Source organism: Paenibacillus sp. J22P143 (assembly GCF_059692035.1).
In genome coordinates this window covers 454535-471703 of record NZ_JCAUAQ010000003.1, presented here as the reverse complement: position 1 = coordinate 471703, position 17169 = coordinate 454535, and the positions used below count along the sequence as shown (strand labels likewise).

Genomic DNA, 17169 nt, shown 5'->3' with positions numbered 1-17169 from the left:
ACGGGTGAATTGTTAATTCAAATCTCTCGTCCCTGACGGAAGTCGGGGATGGGGGATTTTTTGCTTTTGGTAAGAGCGCGTATGCAGAGATAAAGGGAGGTTACTTAGATGAGTATTCAGAAGCCAAAAGGAACACAGGATCTTCTTCCAGGCGAGGTGGAGAAGTGGCAGTACCTCGAGACTAAGGCGAGAGATTTGTGTCAACGTTTTAACTACAAAGAAATTCGTTCGCCAATTTTCGAAAGTACGGAGCTATTCTCGCGCGGGGTTGGAGAAACGACGGATATCGTCGAAAAAGAAATGTACACATTTCTTGATAAAGGCGACCGCAGCATGACGCTGCGTCCAGAAGGAACTGCGGGTGTCGTTAGAGCCTACGTAGAAAATAAGCTATATGGGATCCCAGATCTTACGAAGCTGTTTTATGTGGGACCTATGTTCCGTTATGAACAGCCGCAAGCAGGAAGATACCGCCAGTTTCACCAGTTCGGTATTGAAGCATTCGGATCGGTGGACCCAAGTATTGACGCAGAAGTGATTGCGCTTGGTTACACCTTCTATAAAGAAATTGGGCTCAAAGAAGTAACCGTGGAAGTTAACTCGGTGGGTACACCAGCAGTTAGAACGGCTTACCGTGAGCAGTTGCAGGCATTTTTTGCTCCAGTGAAGGATCAGTTGTGTAAGGATTGTCAATCTCGTTATGATCGAAACCCAATGCGGATTCTCGATTGCAAAATCGATCAAAAGCATGGTATAGGCGCTCCTGATATCCTAGAATTCTTGGATGAGGAATGTCGTACACACTTTGCACAGGTACAAGAACATTTAACGGCGATGGAGATTCCATACCGTATCAATCCTCGCCTTGTGCGCGGGCTTGATTACTACACGCACACAGCGTTTGAATATAAGGCAGCTGGGATTGGTGCCATCGACACGATAGGCGGAGGCGGGCGTTACAATGGTCTTGTCGAGCAAATTGGCGGACATGGAACAGATCAACCTGGTGTAGGCTTAGGACTTGGTCTTGAACGTATTCTACTCGTCCTGCAAGCACAAGGGGTTGAAATTCCGAAACCTGAGCCGCTTGATGTGTACTTGATTGGTCTTGGTGAAGCAGCGGAGAAAGAAGTGACGAAGCTTCTGCACCAGCTAAGAGTGCAAGGATTAAAGGCGGAGAAGGACTATCAGGGCCGCAAGATGAAGGCTCAAATGAAATCCGCAGACCGTTTTCAAGCAACCTACGTGGCGATACTTGGTGACGATGAGTTAGCACGCGGCGAAATTACGTTGAAGAAGATGGAAACTGGAAATCAAATCACGCTAAGTTTAGTGGATCTTGCCTCAAATGCAGCAAAGACACTATTCGAATAGATAAGTACACCAAAATGAACACTACTAGGAGGATGAAACAATTATGATGCTCAAAACACATCATTGCGGGCAGCTTACGAAAGCCCAGGTTGGCGAAACAGTAATACTTAACGGGTGGGTTCAAGTAAGACGCGACTTTGGCGGCCTACTTTTTATCGACCTACGTGATCGCAGTGGTTTAATCCAAACGGTGTATAGCCCGGATTTCTCTGGCGACGCATTGGCGATTGCTGATCGTGCACGTAATGAATACGTACTTGCAGTTAAAGGGAAAGTCGTTGAACGTGACGCAGAAACCGTCAACAAAAACATCCCAACAGGTGAAATCGAAATCCAAGTAACTGAAATCGAAATCATGAACGCGGCGAAAACACCTCCATTCTTTATCGAAGATGGCATTGAAGTGGATGAAGCGGTTCGTTTGAAATATCGTTACCTTGACCTGCGTCGTCCTGAAATGCAACGTACGTTGATGCTACGTTCCAAAGCATCGAACGTATTCCGTAATTTCTTGGATTCCCAAGGCTTTATTGATGTAGAAACTCCAATCTTGACGAAAAGCACACCAGAAGGCGCACGTGATTACTTGGTACCAAGCCGCGTGCATCCAGGCGAGTTCTTCGCGCTTCCGCAATCCCCACAAATCTTCAAGCAATTGTTGATGGTTAGTGGTCTTGAGCGTTACTACCAAATTGCACGTTGTTTCCGCGATGAAGATCTTCGCGCAGACCGTCAACCTGAGTTTACGCAAGTCGACATCGAGACTTCCTTCTTATCTCAGGATCAGCTTCTTGATATCCTTGAGGAGCTTGTTGTTAAATTGATGCAAGAAACGGCAAATGTGGAGATTCTACGTCCTTTCCAACGGATTACGCATGCAGATGCAATGGCGAAATACGGCTCTGATAAGCCAGATCTTCGTTTTGACCTTGAGTTGAAAGATGTATCCGATATCGTTTCAACTTCCGGTGTGCAAGTATTTGCTAGCGTTGTAAACGGCGGTGGCCAAGTGAAAGCACTTAATGCTAAGGGCTGTGGCACATGGAGTCGTAAAGAGATCGACGACCTGCTGCCATTCGCAGCGCGTTATGGAGCAAAAGGTCTTGCTTGGATTCAAGTGAAAGACGGCGAGTTCAAAGGGCCAATCGTGAAATTCTTCAACGAGGCTGAAATCGCAGCATTGACAGAGCGTCTTGGAGCAGAAGAGGGAGATCTTCTATTATTCTCTGCTGACAAGAAAAAGGTTGTTGCAGATGTTCTAGGTAACCTTCGTTTGAAAATTGGTCGTCAACTTGGTCTTATCGATGACTCCGTCTTCAAATATGCGTGGGTTGTAGACTTCCCACTTCTTGGGTATGACGAAGAAGCGAAACGCTATGTGGCGGAACATCATCCGTTCACACGTCCAAATGAAGATGACATCCACTTCTTTGATACAGATCCAGGTCAAATTCGTGCGCAAGCTTACGATCTTGTCTTGAACGGTTACGAAGTGGGCGGCGGCTCCATGCGGATCTACCAACGTGAGGTACAAGAGAAAATGTTCGCAGCACTTGGCTTCTCCAAAGAAGAAGCGGTTGAGAAATTCGGCTTCTTGCTAGAAGCATTCGAGTATGGTACACCTCCGCACGGTGGCTTTGCATTCGGATTTGACCGTTTGGTGATGTTAATCACAGGCCGTACGAACCTGAGAGAAACCATTGCATTCCCGAAAACAGCAAGTGCAACAGACTTGTTGACGGATGCACCGGGAACTGTGGACGACAAACAACTAGAACAACTATCGATTCGCTTAGCGCTTAAGCAGCCTGCAGCCAAAGCCTAAGAACCTTGAAGAGGAAGTGTTCCTATGCTTCACCAATTTTCGCGAACAGAATTAGCTATTGGCCCTGAGGGTCTTGAAATTATGAAAAATAGTACAGTTGTCGTACTCGGTATTGGCGGCGTTGGCTCCATTGCGGCAGAAGCCTTAGCGAGATCAGGGGTTGGACGTTTGATTCTGATCGATAAAGATGTCGTCGATATCACGAATATCAACCGCCAGATTCATGCCCTTACGACTACGGTAGGTCAGCCTAAGGCTGATCTGATGCGTGATCGCATCCTTTTAATCAATCCGGAGTGCGATGTGATCTCTCTTCGGATGTTTTACACAGAGGAAACGTATGAGCAAGTATTCGCGTATCCAATCGATTATGTGTTGGACGCAAGTGATACAATTTCATACAAGATTCATCTGATTAAACAATGTCTCGATCGTAAAATCCCGATGATTTCTTGTATGGGTGCTGCGAATAAAATGGATCCAACGCAATTTAGAATTGCGGATATTTCCAAGACAAGTATGGATCCCATCGCACGCGTCATTCGCCAAAGATTACGTAAAGAAGGCATCAAGAAGGGCGTGAAGGTCGTATTCTCGATGGAAGAACCAATGAAACCAAGGGAAGACGTTACGGAACAAATCGTGCCTGCGGATGCACCTGAAAGACGTAAGGCGCAGCAGCCGCCTGCTAGTAACTCCTTTGTGCCCCCTGTAGCAGGGCTTATCATGGTGAGTGCAGCTGTGAAGGAATTGCTGGAGATCGGTACGAAGAAGAAATCATTGTAAAGAAAAACGGATGCCCCGATGATGGGTGTCCGTTTTTTTGCGATTAAATGAGAAGCGTAATGTCAATTTGATGGTGACACATGACATGCCCTCCGGGGCGGAGTATAATGAAGATTACTACTTTCAACACCAAGTAAAGGAAACTAACCATGGATTTGTTTACATATGCGGCTTCACAAGATCCAGGAGGCAAGCTGCTCGCTGATCGGATGCGGCCAACAACGTTAGACGAATATATTGGCCAAGAGCAAATCGTTGGCAAAGGCAAGCTCCTGCGTCGTGCGATTGAGGCCGATCAAGTCACATCGATTCTCCTCTACGGGCCGCCAGGAACAGGGAAGACGACGCTTGCGAACATTATCGCGAATCGCACACAGGGTGAGTTCATGAAGCTCAACGCCGTTGATGCTTCCGTCAAGGACGTACGCGAGATTATTGAGCTGGCCAAAAGCACGAAAGCGATGTACGGTCGCAAAACGACCCTATTCCTAGACGAAGTCCATCGCTTCAACACCTCGCGGCAGGATGCGCTGCTTCCTGCTGTTGAGCAAGGCATCCTCATCTTCATCGGGGCGACCACAGAGAACCCCTTTCACCATGTGAACGGGGCCCTCTTGTCGCGCTCGACGTTGTTTCAGCTCGAGCCTCTGACGGCGGAGCATGCGCTCATCGCCATGCGCAGAGCGATATTCGATCCCGTGAAGGGGCTCGGCTTCATGCGCCTCCACGTGGACGAGGAGGCGCTAGAGCACTTCGGGCAGATGGCCAATGGCGACATCCGCCGATCCCTGAATGCGCTGGAGCTCGCAGCGCTGACGACCTCACCTGAACCGGACGGCACGGTTCATATCACACGCGAGGTGGCGGAAGAGTCGATCCGCCGCCCGATCGTGAAAGCGGACGAGTCGACGCAGTATGACGTCTTGTCCGCCTTTCACAAGAGCGTGCGCGGCTCAAGCGATGCCGCGCTGTTCTGGTTCTTATATGCCGTTGAGAAGCTCGGCATGGATCCTATGACCTTCCTGCGGCGTCTCATCGTCGCTTGCAGCGAAGATATTGGACTCGCCAACCCGCAGGCAATGGTTCAGTCTGTCACGGCGATGGATGCCTACCATAAGATCGGCTGGCCAGAATCGAAGTACATCATTTCCCAGGCAATTTTATTCGCGGTAGAGAGTCCGAAGTCCAACTCGATTCCGCTCGCCATTATGCGTGCACAAGAGCTGATGGAGCGCGTGAAATCAGCCGAAGTTCCCTTGCATTTGCGCGATACTCATTACAAAGGCGCAGAGAAGCTTGGTCATAAAGGCTACATGTACCCGCATAACTACCCTGGGCATTTCGTTCGCCAGCAATACTTGCCGGATGACATCCAACATGAGGTTATTTTTGCGGCAACGAATCAGGGTACAGAAGAGAAGATGAAGCTGAATCAGCATAAAAGAAGAGGGACACCTACAGATTCATAGAATCCGTAGAGTCCCTCTATTTTCTTGTTCCATAAGAATTGTGAATACCTTTTCTGTAACGGGATCATAACGAATCGAGACGATGAGTGGAAACTCTGCACCATTCTTTTTGACCCAGAATCGGAACTGCTGCTGAGCGACACCTGGGGCCACGGTGGACTTTCCAATATATTTGTAATCCAACAAGGTATATACCTTGCCTGCTTCGTGAAAAGCAAGACGGCTCCACTTCGCATAGGAGGGGTCATGTACAGGAACCCTTTCCGCAAGGTCGCCGCTGCCTAGCTGGTGCGTCTCTGCAATTGCTGGCGATGAGACACCCAAGCTCAGCCCGATTAGGAGTAAAACAGCTATGATTTTGCTCAGTATCGCTCCCACCTTTCGCTAGTAGCGTGTGCGACGGCGGGAGCGTACATGCGTAAGTTGCGAGCGGTAAATAACAGCAAAAGTGTGCGTGCTAATCGGGAGAACTGCCAAAGTCTGCTTTTTTTTGCTCCCACACAACCAAATTTGGCGAATTAGTTCGGTAGAATCGGACTATTGTATTTCTCGAGGAGGAATCTTCATTTTAGTTCGGATATATCCGACTAATTCCGCTCGCCCAACAAAAAAGGAGCACCCCTGTGCTCCCTTGTGCTCCATCACTTTATAACTTAAAAATCTTCCCCAAATACTTATCAGCAGAGTCACTAAAATGCTCCTGAAGCAGTGTACGTAACTGAGCTTTAGCTTCAGGTGTTGGAAGTGTGTTCTTCGCAATCCCATGCAGCTCCATCCAATGTGAGGCCGTCATATAACACGTGCTGTTCCATCCGTTTTTCGTGCCATTAGCATTTAGTCGCTCACTAATTCCTGCAATCACGATGTCGGCTTTACTCTGTAAGTCGATCAGAGCACGGTCGAACTCGGCCTTTGATTCCTTGGATTTCAAATCAGTTGCAGCACGCAAAGCTTTCACATCGATGCCTTCATTCCCAGCAATGGCGTGATACACGTCAACGGCGGCTTTGGACAGCTCACCATCGGAATACCGCTCGTCCACTGTGTAAGGGTCTTCTAACAAGTTTTTGATCAGCGGAAAGAGTTCTGAAGCTATCAACAACGGCTTCTTGGCAAAAAATCGCCCATAGGCAGCTAGCCCATCCCCAGGAAGGCGATCGCGCCATAACCAAGGATCTGTCTCTAATCCAGTATGCCACTGCTCATGGACCGTCAAGGATTCAAGAGAAGGATGCTCAGGAATGAACGAAGAGAGGGGGAGAATACCAATTTCCTTAACGAGCTTCTTCACATCTTCATACGTATCAGCTTTCATCGTTACCTCGTTCATCGCCACATACATTCTCCTTCACACTAATCTTCGCACTTATCTCTTGCCTTGGCACTTTTCATTGAGCACGTAACTCTACAAGTACCCCTTACTTATGCACACTATCAATCACACCGCCGCCTAAACATATCTCACCATCATAAAAGACAACGGATTGGCCTGGTGTCACCGCTTTCTGAGGCATATCAAATACAACTTCACAGCTGCCGTCTGCCCGCAGGGTAATCACAACGCCTTGATCGGCTTGGCGATAGCGGAATTTGGCTGTACATGTGTAAGAACCTTCTGGCTTTTTCGAAGAAATCCAGTTCACATCGGTTGCAGTCAGCCCCTTGGAGTAAAGCCCAGGGTGCTGCTCACCTTGAACGACGAGCAATTCATTCGTCTCCAAGTTTTTATCCACGACGAACCAGGGCTCACCTGACCCTGATCCACCGATGCCCAGGCCTTGTCTTTGCCCTAACGTATAATACATCAACCCGTCATGGCGCCCCTTGATCTCACCGTTACGGATATCGATCATGTTGCCTGGGCGTGCAGGGAGGTATTGGCTGAGGAATGTTTTGAAGTCACGCTCGCCAATGAAACAAATCCCCGTGCTGTCTTTCTTCTTCGCCGTTGCTAGGCCAGCTGCTTCAGCGATTTCACGTACCTTGGACTTCGGCAGATGACCGATTGGGAACATCGCTTTTGCAAGCTGACCCTGGTTAAGGACGTTAAGGAAATAAGTTTGATCCTTGTTCGAATCATTTCCACGCATTAACACGAATTCACCGTCTTGTTCCTTCACTTGCGCATAATGTCCGGTAGCAATGTAGTCGCCGCCTAAATCGAGTACCTTCTGAAGCAATTCTCCAAATTTGATTTCACGGTTGCACATGACATCGGGGTTCGGTGTGCGTCCCTTGGTGTACTCGTCCAAGAAGTAGGCAAAAACCTTGTCGTAATACTGCTTCTCGAAATTTACTGTATAGAAAGGAATGTCGAGCTGGTCACAGACCCGTCTAACATCCTCTGCGTCTTCTTCTGCGGTACAATGACCGAATTCGTCGGTATCGTCCCAATTTTTCATGAATATGCCAATAACCTCATACCCTTGCTCCTTCAACAGCAGCGCGGCAACGGATGAATCGACACCTCCGGACATCCCAAGGATGACACGTTTTTTTGTTTGCATAGCGTAAACCTCTTTTCTATCATGCAAGACTTTTTCCAAACACCTACTATTATACATGCCTATTGCTCAAAATTAAAATATTTCATGAGAATGTCATTGTTTTTCCCCCACAATTCAAGGGTTTTGTGATAACATAGATACGATATACGGATGTTTTGGAATGTTTTTGCGAAAAATGGAAACGCTGTTTACCTAGATAGGGACGACCCTGTGTTAAAGCGTGGGTAGCAAGGTTGGTAAGCATCTCAAGTTTTAGCGATGAGAAAACCTTTATCGAGGCAATTCAGGGATGAGCGACCGCTATTCTACCCCACAAAGTGACGATAAGCTTCGAAGCAAATTCCGATTACTTTGTGGGGACCCCGAGAGATGAAGGTTTTATCGCCAAATAGAAAGATGTATTCGGAATCCGAAAACTTATACTTTCTATTGTGGTAAATACAGACTCCTTGATGGCAGATCATGTTGAATGAGGTGTTAATTTTGAAGATTTCCACAAAAGGTCGTTATGGTTTAACGATCATGATGGAATTAGCCAACCGAGTGGGTGAAGGACCAACTTCACTGAAAAGTATTGCTGAAAAACATCAGCTTTCTGAACATTATCTTGAGCAACTTGTAGCTCCATTGCGTAATGCGGGTTTAGTCAAAAGTATTCGTGGAGCCTACGGTGGCTATATTCTTTCGAAATCTGCCGAGCAGGTTACTGCAGGTGAGGTTATTCGCGTACTTGAAGGACCGATCAGCCCCGTGGATTTTACGGAAGAGGATGACCCCGCTAAACGGGACTTGTGGATTCGAATTCGTGATAGCATAGCTGAAGTTCTTGACTCCACAACATTGGCGAACCTGATTTCTTTCGAGGATAAAGGCAAAAACGATAACTACATGTTTTACATTTAAGGTGACTCATGGACCCCATATATCTTGATCATGCTGCAACAACGCCCGTACATGCTGATGTATGGGAGGCTATGTTGCCTTTCTATACAGCGAATTATGGTAACCCTTCCAGTACGCATAGTTTTGGCCGTGCCGCAAGAACTGCGCTGAATCGCTTCCGCGATGGCATGGCGAAATCCTTAGGATGTTTGCCTAGTGAGCTTATTTTTACAAGCGGCGGAACGGAAAGCAATAACATGGCGATCTTTGGAATCATGCATGGGGACCAAGCCGGCAAAAAGCACATCCTGACGACAGCGATTGAGCATCATGCCGTACTGCATCCCTGTGAACGATTAGAAAGCCTTGGATTTGAAGTCACCTACCTACCAGTAGGTCCAGATGGACGTATTCAACTAGAAGATGTAGAAGCGGCTATCCGTCCCGATACAGCTCTAATCTCTATGATGTATGTGAATAATGAAGTGGGCACCATTCAGCCGATTGAGCAAGTAGGCCAGCTCGCTAGACAGCATGGCATTCCCTTTCATGTCGATGCGGTGCAGGCTTTAGGGAAGTTACCTTTGAACCTTGCTGACTTACCGGTCGATCTAATGAGTCTGTCCGCTCACAAAATGTATGGACCCAAAGGTGTAGGCGCCCTCTATGTATCGAAGCATACGAAGCTGCTTCCTCACGTATTCGGTGGCTCACAAGAACGCAAGCGCCGTGCTGGTACTGAAAATGTACCCGCTATCGCAGGCTTTGCTAAAGCAGTTGAAACCATTCTTCCGCTCCAAGAACGCAACTACACACAGGCAAATCAGCTTCGCGAACACATGATTTCCATCTTAGAGCAGCAATTGGGCTGTGATCGTTTTATCATAAACGGGCATAAAATATGGCATGTTCCCCACATTTTGAACATCTCCTTTCCGGGTATCTCAACAGAAACGCTGTTAATGAACCTTGATTTAGAACAGGTAGCTGCTGCTAGCGGCTCCGCATGCACGTCTGGCTCGCTCGAAGTATCTCATGTCTTACAGGCCATGAAACTTCCAGAAAATGTGACACACTCCGCGGTGCGATTTAGCTTTGGAATGGGGAATTCTAAAGAACAAATCGAAACGGCTGCCCATAAAGTTGCAACTATTATCCATCGGTTGCGTAATAAGTAGTACTGGGTGGTTCTAGGAGGCGTTACGTTTGCGCAGAGCGCAGGAATTAATAGGACTTCCCGTGTTAACCGTTGAGTCGGGTAAGCAAGTTGGTGAAGTAAAAGATTTATTGATTGACCCAACGTGGAACATAAGCGGCATCGTGCTCGAAGCGAAGACGTGGTTCTCGTCCTTACGATACATATCATGGGAGGGAATCGTCGCAGCCGGAGAGGATGCTATAACCATACCGAACGACAGTGTCATTTGCGAATTTGGGCAGAAGAATGAGTGCCATGCTTTTCTTGAGGGAAGCGACAAGATAAAGGGACTCCCGGTGATTACAGTGGGAGGGCACGAATTAGGCGTGGTAGAAGATGTTTATTTAAACCAGAATTGGGGAAAACAAATAGTAGGTTATGAATTGTCCGAAGGGTTTATTTCTGATTTAAAAGAAGGGCGAAAGTGGCTTCCTATGCCAGAAACGGCAACCATAGGGGAAGATGCGATCATCGTGCCTGGACATTGCGCTCAGGAAGTAGAAGAACTCTTCGTATCCAAAGAAGAATAGGGTGAGCATGATGCGTTGTCCAAACTGTAATTCCAAAGATATTGGAAAGATCGGTTCCCATCAATTTTACTGCTGGGGTTGTTTTATCGAACTCAGCGTAAACGGAGATAAAATGTCCGTTTATCAAGTAGAGGAAGATGGTACGTTAAGTTCTCTGGATGATTTGTTTTTTGAGGAAGAAGTTTCTCATATCCACGAGCACGTGAACTAAAGTTAACTTTATGAAAACGTTATTTTCCGAGCGATGCTTCGCTTGGGAAATAACGTTTTTTTGTCTTTAGGTGCCAATTCAGGGTTAAATTGGGCTGGTTGTACACATACTGTATGAGCGCAAGCTTGAATTCAAATGACAGAGGTGGAGGCAGCATGGAAAGCTTTTCGAGTAATAAATGGTTTAAAGGACTGATTTTTGCCTTATTAATCTTAGTCGGTTTATATTTGCTTCTGCTCATCAAGCCTATCTTATTTCACCTGCTCACCTTCCTAAAAGCCATCGTCATGCCTTTTTTCATAGCGGTGATCATATCGTATATCTTAAATCCCGTTGTTACGTTACTGAATAAACGCAAAGTGCCGAGAACGATTGCTGTACTATTGATATATAGTGTGTTTATTACATCCGTGACGGTCACTATCATGAATATGACGCCAATGTTTATTGAGCAAGCGGCTGAATTAAATGAGCATATGCCACAAATGGCGATGCGTGCACAATCCCTAGTCGACGGCTTTAATCAAAATCAACTATTGCCAGACAGTGTTCGAAATGGATTTAATCATTCCATCGGGAAGCTGGAATCGAAGATTTCCATGGCGGTTGCGAATTATATGAATCAAATCGGAACGACGATCAATATGTTGTTTGTTGCCTTCATCGTGCCATTTCTAGCCTTCTACATCTTAAAGGATTTCCAGATTATTGAGAAAACGGTGTTAGCCATTGTGCCCATGAAGCATCGCAAAAAAACCGTTTCCCTGCTTATGGAGATTGATGCGGCGCTAGGCAACTATATTCGCGGACAGCTTCTCGTGTGCTTCATTATTGGGGTGCTTGCATATTTGGGCTACTGGCTGATTGGGATGCCGTATCCGTTGCTGCTTGCTAGCGTCGTCGCGATCTTCAATATCATCCCATATATGGGTCCTTTTTTTGGAGCGGCACCTGCCATAATAATGGCTTCAACCGTCTCTTTGAAAATGGTATTGTTCGTCGCACTTGTTAATTTGACCGTCCAAATCCTGGAGGGGAATGTGATTTCACCCCAAGTGGTTGGTAAAACCCTGCACATGCATCCGTTGTTCATCATCTTTGCTTTACTCGTGGGTGGAGAAGTAGCGGGGGTCGTCGGATTAATCTTGGCTGTACCCTTCTTTGCCGTGATGAAAGTCATCGTTCAGCATGTGTTTATCCATTTTGTTCATAAGCCAACAACCTAGGCAGATATCGTTGTAAACGTGCAGAAGACGCACAAAACCCCTTGAGCCATGACTTGCGGGATCATGGTCAAGGGGTTTTGCACGAGGGTTGAGGAGGTTGAAAGGTTGTGGCCCATACGTAAACCATGAAATGGACTACGGAATTAGTGTGTAATGATCAAGCTGTTAGTTGTAAGTTCGATAATGAAAATCATTATCAATAAACCTAGTATACTTCTAATGAGAATCATTGTCAACGGTGATTTTTATCTTAATTAAACAGGGTGAATACTTTATTTTAAGTTCTTGTCCTTATCGTCCCCTTGGCTGTCATCCTCTTCTTTTTGTTCTTTTTGCTCCTGAAATTCCACATGGGATTGGCCTGTTATGTAGTCAAAGGGATTGTAACGGCTATCAGGTATTTCCTTTTTAATAATTGTTTTCGCCATTATGTAAATGATTAATACGAAAATGGGGAAGATGAGGCCAAGCAAGGTAAGTGTGGATAAGTCCATTTGAAGCACCTCCATAGTCTCTTTATTCTACTGTATAATGCCCTCATATTGACAGCCAACCCCCATAAAGTTATAATTTGCCTTATCTATATTTGAATTAAAGCGTTGATGAAACCTAGTAAGCCATAGCCCATCGTCAGAGATAAGGTTCCGCTTGGCAGTGAATGCTGCGAAGATCGGCTGGAAGAACCTTTCGGTGCTAGGATGGCCCAAAGCTCGTTTCGGAGCGTGGATGAACTCCACCGGTTGGACCCGTTACAAATCCGCACAAGGAGATTGGATTCGCTCTAAGCCATTGGCAAAGGGAACACGAGTGCAATAACCAGGGTGGTACCGCGATGATTCGTCCCTGTTAGCTGCAGGGGCGTTTTTTGTTTGTTTGTAAACTTATCCTAAATATGGAGGCTCACAGAGATGAAAGCAAGTGAAATTCGTTCGAAATGGTTGCAATTTTTCGCAAGTAAAGGGCATAAGGTTGAGCCGAGCTCTTCATTAGTCCCACACAACGATCCATCCTTATTGTGGATTAATGCAGGGATTGCACCGCTCAAGCCATATCTAGATGGACGTGAAATTCCTGAGAATCCACGGATTACGAATGCTCAGAAATGTATCCGTACCAATGATATTGAAAACGTAGGTAAAACGCGTCGTCACCATACATTTTTTGAAATGCTGGGCAACTTCTCGATTGGCGATTATTTTAAGAAAGAAGTTATCCCTTGGGCATGGGAGTTTTTGACGGATCCACAGTGGATCGGGTTTGATCCGAATCGGATCTCGGTGACGGTTCACGAGGATGACGAGGAAGCTTTCGACATTTGGAACAAGCAAATCGGGATTCCAGAAGAGCGTATCTATAAGCTCAAAGAAGATAACTTCTGGGATATTGGTGAGGGCCCATGTGGACCTTGTACAGAAATTTTCTACGATCGCGGCGATAAATACGGTGACTTGTCGGATCCAGAGTGCTGGCCGGGCGGCGAAAATGAGCGCTTTCTTGAAGTGTGGAATTTGGTATTCACACAGTTCAATCATAATTCCGATGGCAGCTACACACCGCTTCCGAACAAGAATATTGATACAGGCGCAGGCTTGGAGCGCTTTGCTTCCATTCTTCAAGATGTTGACTCTAACTTCGATACAGACCTGTTCTTGCCTATCATTGAGAAAACGTGTGAACTGACAGGCGTTGCTTATCATGTGAACGAAGAGCATGATGTGGCGCTTAAAGTAATCGCTGACCATATTCGTACAGTCGCTTTCTCTGTTGGTGATGGCGTACTTCCTTCTAATGAAGGTCGCGGCTATATCATCCGTCGCTTGCTTCGTCGTGCTGTGCGTTACGGGAAAGTGCTTGGCTTGGACAAGCCGTTCCTGTTCAAATTAGTGCCTACGGTTGGCGACATCATGGGTGTATATTATCCAGAGGTTGTCGATAAGCGCGAGTTTATCGAGAAAGTCATTCGTACAGAAGAAGAGCGGTTCCATGAGACTTTGAGTGATGGGTTGATCATTCTTGGCGATATGGTTCTGAAGACGCAACAAGCTGGTACGAATCAAATTAGCGGACCTGATGCATTCAAACTTTATGATACGTATGGTTTCCCCTTCGATTTGACCGAAGATTTCGCGTCAGAGAAAGGACTTACGGTTGATCGTGCGGGCTTTGATGCTGCAATGAAAGAGCAGCGTGATCGTGCGCGTGCGGCTAGCAATAAAGAGGGCGGCATGAAAGTTCAAGGCGGGCCGCTATCCGAATTAACGATTAAAAGCGAATTTGTTGGATATAATGAATTGGTAGTTACTGCTAATATCGAAGCGATTGTTCATGAGAATGAGCTCGTGGAGCTTGTTGGTGTTGGTGAGACCTGCCAGGTCGTTCTAGATCGTACGCCTTTCTATGCAGAGAGCGGTGGTCAAGTTAGCGATCACGGTACGATTCGCAACGCTGATGTAACCCTGCAGGTTGTTGATGTGATGAAAGCGCCGCATGGTCAACATGTACATAAGGTTATTGTTGAATCTGGCGTACTTCGCAAAGGCGACTCGGTAGAGGCGATTGTAGCGTCCGCACCACGTACCGATATCATTAAGAACCATACGGCAACTCACTTGCTGCATAAGGCGCTTAAGGAAGTGCTAGGTACGCATGTTAATCAAGCGGGATCCCTCGTTGAACCCGATCGTCTGCGGTTTGACTTCTCCCATTTCGGCAGTATTACAGCAGAAGAATTGCAGGACGTTGAGCAACGCGTGAACCAACAAATTTGGAATAGCACGAATGTTGATATTTCCCTCAAAGCAATCGCTGATGCGAAAGCAATGGGCGCTATGGCATTATTCGGCGAGAAGTACGGCGATATCGTACGCGTTGTACAAGTTGGCGACTATTCCTTAGAGCTATGCGGTGGCTGTCACGTTCAAAATACAGGCCAAATCGGTTTGTTCAAAATCGTTAGCGAGTCAGGGATTGGCTCTGGTGTGCGCCGGATTGAAGCCGTTTCTGGACGCAGCGCTTATGAATATTTGGATGGACAATTACAATTGTTGAAAGAAGCGGCTGGCATGCTTAAATCGAACATCCAGGATGTTCCAAAGCGTGTGGATGCTACCTTGCTACAATTGAAAGAATTAGCACGCGAGAATGAGTCACTGCGTGGAAAGCTCGGTCGCATTGAAGCAGGTTCTCTTACAGATCAAGTGAAGCAAGCTGCGGGTGTTTCCGTTCTAGCTGCACAGGTCAATGCTGCTGATATGGATTCTCTTCGTAACATCGTTGATGAGATGAAAGGGAAGTTGGGCTCGGCTGTTATCGTTCTTGGCGCTGCTACAGAAGATAAAGTCAATCTGGTTGCTGCCGTGACACCTGATCTTGTTGCTAAAGGCTTCCATGCGGGTAAAATTATTAAAGAAGTCGCACAGGCCGTAGGCGGAAGCGGCGGCGGTCGTCCAGATATGGCACAGGCAGGCGGTAAGGATGCATCCAAACTGCAAGCTGCATTAGCAAGTGTCGAGGGGCTCCTTTCCCAATTCGTATAATTATTTTTCTACTGGACAGGAATTTTTAAAACCATAGAGAATATATCACATGTATAACGCAAGTTATTTTCAAAAGATAAGACAGTATAGGCTTTCACGCCATACTTTTTCTTATCTTTCTGATAAACACTGCGATACGTCCTTAGTGGACGGCGTAGTCGTTTATTATGATTATTTAACAAAGGTCACAAGGAAGTGGGGTGCTCCTGATGAGTTCCATGGACAAAACAATGAAGTTCAATGTGAAGGCGGAAGAGATCGAAACTTCGCCGAAGGATGTGTTGCTGGCGGTGTATGATGCTCTTCAGGAAAAAGGGTATAATCCGATTAACCAGATTGTTGGTTACTTACTTTCGGGAGATCCTGCCTACATTCCGCGACATAATAATGCGAGAAGCCTCATTCGTAAACGGGAACGGGATGAACTGATTGAAGAATTAGTTCGTGCTTATCTGGGTCAACACAAATAGAAGAAAAGAGAACCAGCATGAGATGGATGGGCTTGGATTATGGGGATAAAACCATTGGTGTCGCATTAAGCGATGAGCTTGGATGGACGGCTCAAGGGCTTGAAGTGATTCGCCGTAATAAGCCGGGAGAAGACATTGAACGGCTTATACAGATTGTGAATGAATATGGCGTATCGCAGGTTGTTGTCGGGCTGCCCAAGAATATGAACAATACGATTGGTCCCCGCGGTGAGATTGCGATCGCTTTTTCAGAAGAATTAAAACAAAAGATCAGTGTACCAGTAAACCTATGGGATGAGCGATTAACAACCGTAGCCGCGACACGGACGCTTCTTGAAGCGGATGTAAGCCGGAAGAAACGGAAGCTAGTCATTGATAAGATGGCAGCACAACTCATTCTGCAAGGATACATGGATGCCAATATGAAGAGGTGAATGAACATGTCCAAAGAAGAATTGCGTGAAGAAGAACCAGAAATCATTTACATCCCGGACGATGAAGGCAACGAAGAAGAGTTCGAGGTTATCATGAAATTCGAAGTGGACGGTTCAGATAAGAAATATATGATGGTTGTGCCGACAGATGGCGGAGACGAAGAATCCGATGAAGTCTATGCCTTCCGTTATGAAGAAGATGACGATGGTGAGGATTTGAAGCTCTTCACTATTGATGACGAAGAGGAATGGAACATTGTGGAAGAAACGTTCAACACCTTAATGGCGGAGTTCGATGAGGAAGAAGAAGCATGAGTTTGACAACACCTTCTGATGTATTGCGCAAAACTTACGGGGATGATATCCTGTTGTCTGACGACCAAAGTGAGTCGACGGTGTATCATCTTCTGAAAGAATTCGTCTATGAGAGCCAAATGTATGCTGTTATGCAATCCGATGCATTGAAGAAGGAAGAGGAAGTTGCCCTTTTTCGTGTCATCTCGAATGATGATGGTGAATACGAACTAGTTACCATTGACGATGACGATGAGTGGGAAACGGTTTCGGAGCTATACGACGAGATGGTTTTTCCTGAGCAGGACGACTTGTGATAAAACCTTTATCGAGGCATTTCAGCGATGAGCGACCGCGTTAAGAGGTAGGTTTTATCGCCAATAAGAAAGCTGGTTTTCGGAGGCTGAAAACTTAATCTTTCTTCTGT

Annotated in this window: 18 protein-coding genes; 14 read left to right on the top strand and 4 right to left on the bottom strand. The window is 46.3% G+C overall.

The window, feature by feature from the left end:
* The first annotated feature begins 108 nt into the window (after nt 1–108).
* The 4 genes from hisS to AC58PQ_RS08915 all read left to right on the top strand — a co-directional run bounded on the left by hisS (nt 109) and on the right by AC58PQ_RS08915 (nt 5454).
* On the top strand, nt 109–1374 hold the full coding sequence (gene hisS, locus AC58PQ_RS08930; protein ID WP_497241604.1) for a histidine--tRNA ligase: 1266 nt from the start codon (nt 109–111) through the stop codon (nt 1372–1374).
* A gap of 43 nt (nt 1375–1417) precedes the next feature.
* The gene (aspS, locus tag AC58PQ_RS08925) at nt 1418–3199 is read left to right on the top strand and encodes an aspartate--tRNA ligase (protein ID WP_497241603.1); all 1782 of its coding nucleotides are present in this window, start codon (nt 1418–1420) and stop codon (nt 3197–3199) included.
* Between the two features lie 24 nt (nt 3200–3223).
* Complete coding sequence (locus AC58PQ_RS08920; RefSeq protein ID WP_497241602.1) at nt 3224–3985, top strand: tRNA threonylcarbamoyladenosine dehydratase; 762 nt, start codon at nt 3224–3226, stop codon at nt 3983–3985.
* A 149-nt stretch (nt 3986–4134) separates the two neighbouring features.
* Nucleotides 4135–5454, top strand: coding sequence for a replication-associated recombination protein A (locus AC58PQ_RS08915; protein ID WP_497241601.1), 1320 nt, complete (start codon nt 4135–4137; stop codon nt 5452–5454).
* Here the strand turns inward: AC58PQ_RS08915 and AC58PQ_RS08910 are convergent.
* The 3 genes from AC58PQ_RS08910 to mnmA form a co-directional block, all read right to left on the bottom strand.
* The gene (locus AC58PQ_RS08910) at nt 5449–5832 is read right to left on the bottom strand and encodes a DUF3889 domain-containing protein (protein WP_497241600.1); all 384 of its coding nucleotides are present in this window, start codon (nt 5830–5832) and stop codon (nt 5449–5451) included. The genes AC58PQ_RS08915 and AC58PQ_RS08910 overlap by 6 nt on opposite strands.
* Nucleotides 5833–6100: 268 nt before the next feature.
* Nucleotides 6101–6784, bottom strand: coding sequence for an AlkZ-related protein (locus AC58PQ_RS08905; protein WP_497241648.1), 684 nt, complete (start codon nt 6782–6784; stop codon nt 6101–6103).
* An 88-nt stretch (nt 6785–6872) separates the two neighbouring features.
* Nucleotides 6873–7961, bottom strand: coding sequence for a tRNA 2-thiouridine(34) synthase MnmA (gene mnmA, locus AC58PQ_RS08900; RefSeq protein WP_497241599.1), 1089 nt, complete (start codon nt 7959–7961; stop codon nt 6873–6875).
* 483 nt (nt 7962–8444) lie between these two features.
* On the opposite strand from mnmA, the gene cymR reads away from it, so the two are divergent.
* The 5 genes from cymR to AC58PQ_RS08875 all read left to right on the top strand — a co-directional run bounded on the left by cymR (nt 8445) and on the right by AC58PQ_RS08875 (nt 12008).
* Nucleotides 8445–8864 carry a cysteine metabolism transcriptional regulator CymR gene (gene cymR, locus AC58PQ_RS08895; RefSeq protein WP_497241598.1) on the top strand — a complete coding sequence of 140 codons (420 nt, stop codon included), beginning with the start codon at nt 8445–8447 and terminating at the stop codon, nt 8862–8864.
* An 8-nt stretch (nt 8865–8872) separates the two neighbouring features.
* Nucleotides 8873–10021 (top strand): cysteine desulfurase family protein, encoded by a 1149-nt coding sequence (locus tag AC58PQ_RS08890; protein WP_497241597.1) that lies wholly within the window; start codon nt 8873–8875, stop codon nt 10019–10021.
* Between the two features lie 28 nt (nt 10022–10049).
* A complete protein-coding gene (locus AC58PQ_RS08885) occupies nt 10050–10571 on the top strand; it encodes a PRC-barrel domain-containing protein (protein WP_497241596.1) in 522 nt (173 codons plus the stop codon).
* A 7-nt stretch (nt 10572–10578) separates the two neighbouring features.
* The gene (locus AC58PQ_RS08880; RefSeq protein ID WP_028555750.1) at nt 10579–10782 is read left to right on the top strand and encodes a YrzR-like zinc ribbon domain; all 204 of its coding nucleotides are present in this window, start codon (nt 10579–10581) and stop codon (nt 10780–10782) included.
* A gap of 155 nt (nt 10783–10937) precedes the next feature.
* Nucleotides 10938–12008: an AI-2E family transporter gene (locus AC58PQ_RS08875; RefSeq protein ID WP_497241595.1), complete on the top strand. Its 1071-nt coding sequence runs from the start codon at nt 10938–10940 to the stop codon at nt 12006–12008.
* Nucleotides 12009–12280: 272 nt separating this feature from the next.
* Here AC58PQ_RS08875 and AC58PQ_RS08870 read toward each other — a convergent pair whose 3' ends face one another.
* Complete coding sequence (locus AC58PQ_RS08870) at nt 12281–12502, bottom strand: DUF3951 domain-containing protein (protein WP_497241594.1); 222 nt, start codon at nt 12500–12502, stop codon at nt 12281–12283.
* Nucleotides 12503–12916: 414 nt separating this feature from the next.
* Here AC58PQ_RS08870 and alaS point away from each other — a divergent pair, with 414 nt between their 5' ends.
* The 5 genes from alaS to AC58PQ_RS08845 all read left to right on the top strand — a co-directional run bounded on the left by alaS (nt 12917) and on the right by AC58PQ_RS08845 (nt 17059).
* Entirely contained in the window at nt 12917–15544 is a 2628-nt protein-coding gene (gene alaS / locus AC58PQ_RS08865; RefSeq protein ID WP_497241593.1) for an alanine--tRNA ligase, read from the top strand.
* A gap of 209 nt (nt 15545–15753) precedes the next feature.
* Nucleotides 15754–16014, top strand: coding sequence for an IreB family regulatory phosphoprotein (locus AC58PQ_RS08860; protein ID WP_028555746.1), 261 nt, complete (start codon nt 15754–15756; stop codon nt 16012–16014).
* Nucleotides 16015–16031: 17 nt separating this feature from the next.
* Nucleotides 16032–16448 (top strand): Holliday junction resolvase RuvX, encoded by a 417-nt coding sequence (gene ruvX, locus AC58PQ_RS08855; protein WP_477589318.1) that lies wholly within the window; start codon nt 16032–16034, stop codon nt 16446–16448.
* A gap of 6 nt (nt 16449–16454) precedes the next feature.
* Nucleotides 16455–16763: a DUF1292 domain-containing protein gene (locus tag AC58PQ_RS08850; protein WP_056610485.1), complete on the top strand. Its 309-nt coding sequence runs from the start codon at nt 16455–16457 to the stop codon at nt 16761–16763.
* Nucleotides 16760–17059, top strand: coding sequence for a DUF1292 domain-containing protein (locus AC58PQ_RS08845; protein ID WP_497241592.1), 300 nt, complete (start codon nt 16760–16762; stop codon nt 17057–17059). The genes AC58PQ_RS08850 and AC58PQ_RS08845 overlap by 4 nt, the downstream gene beginning before the upstream one ends.
* Nucleotides 17060–17169 lie beyond the last annotated feature (110 nt).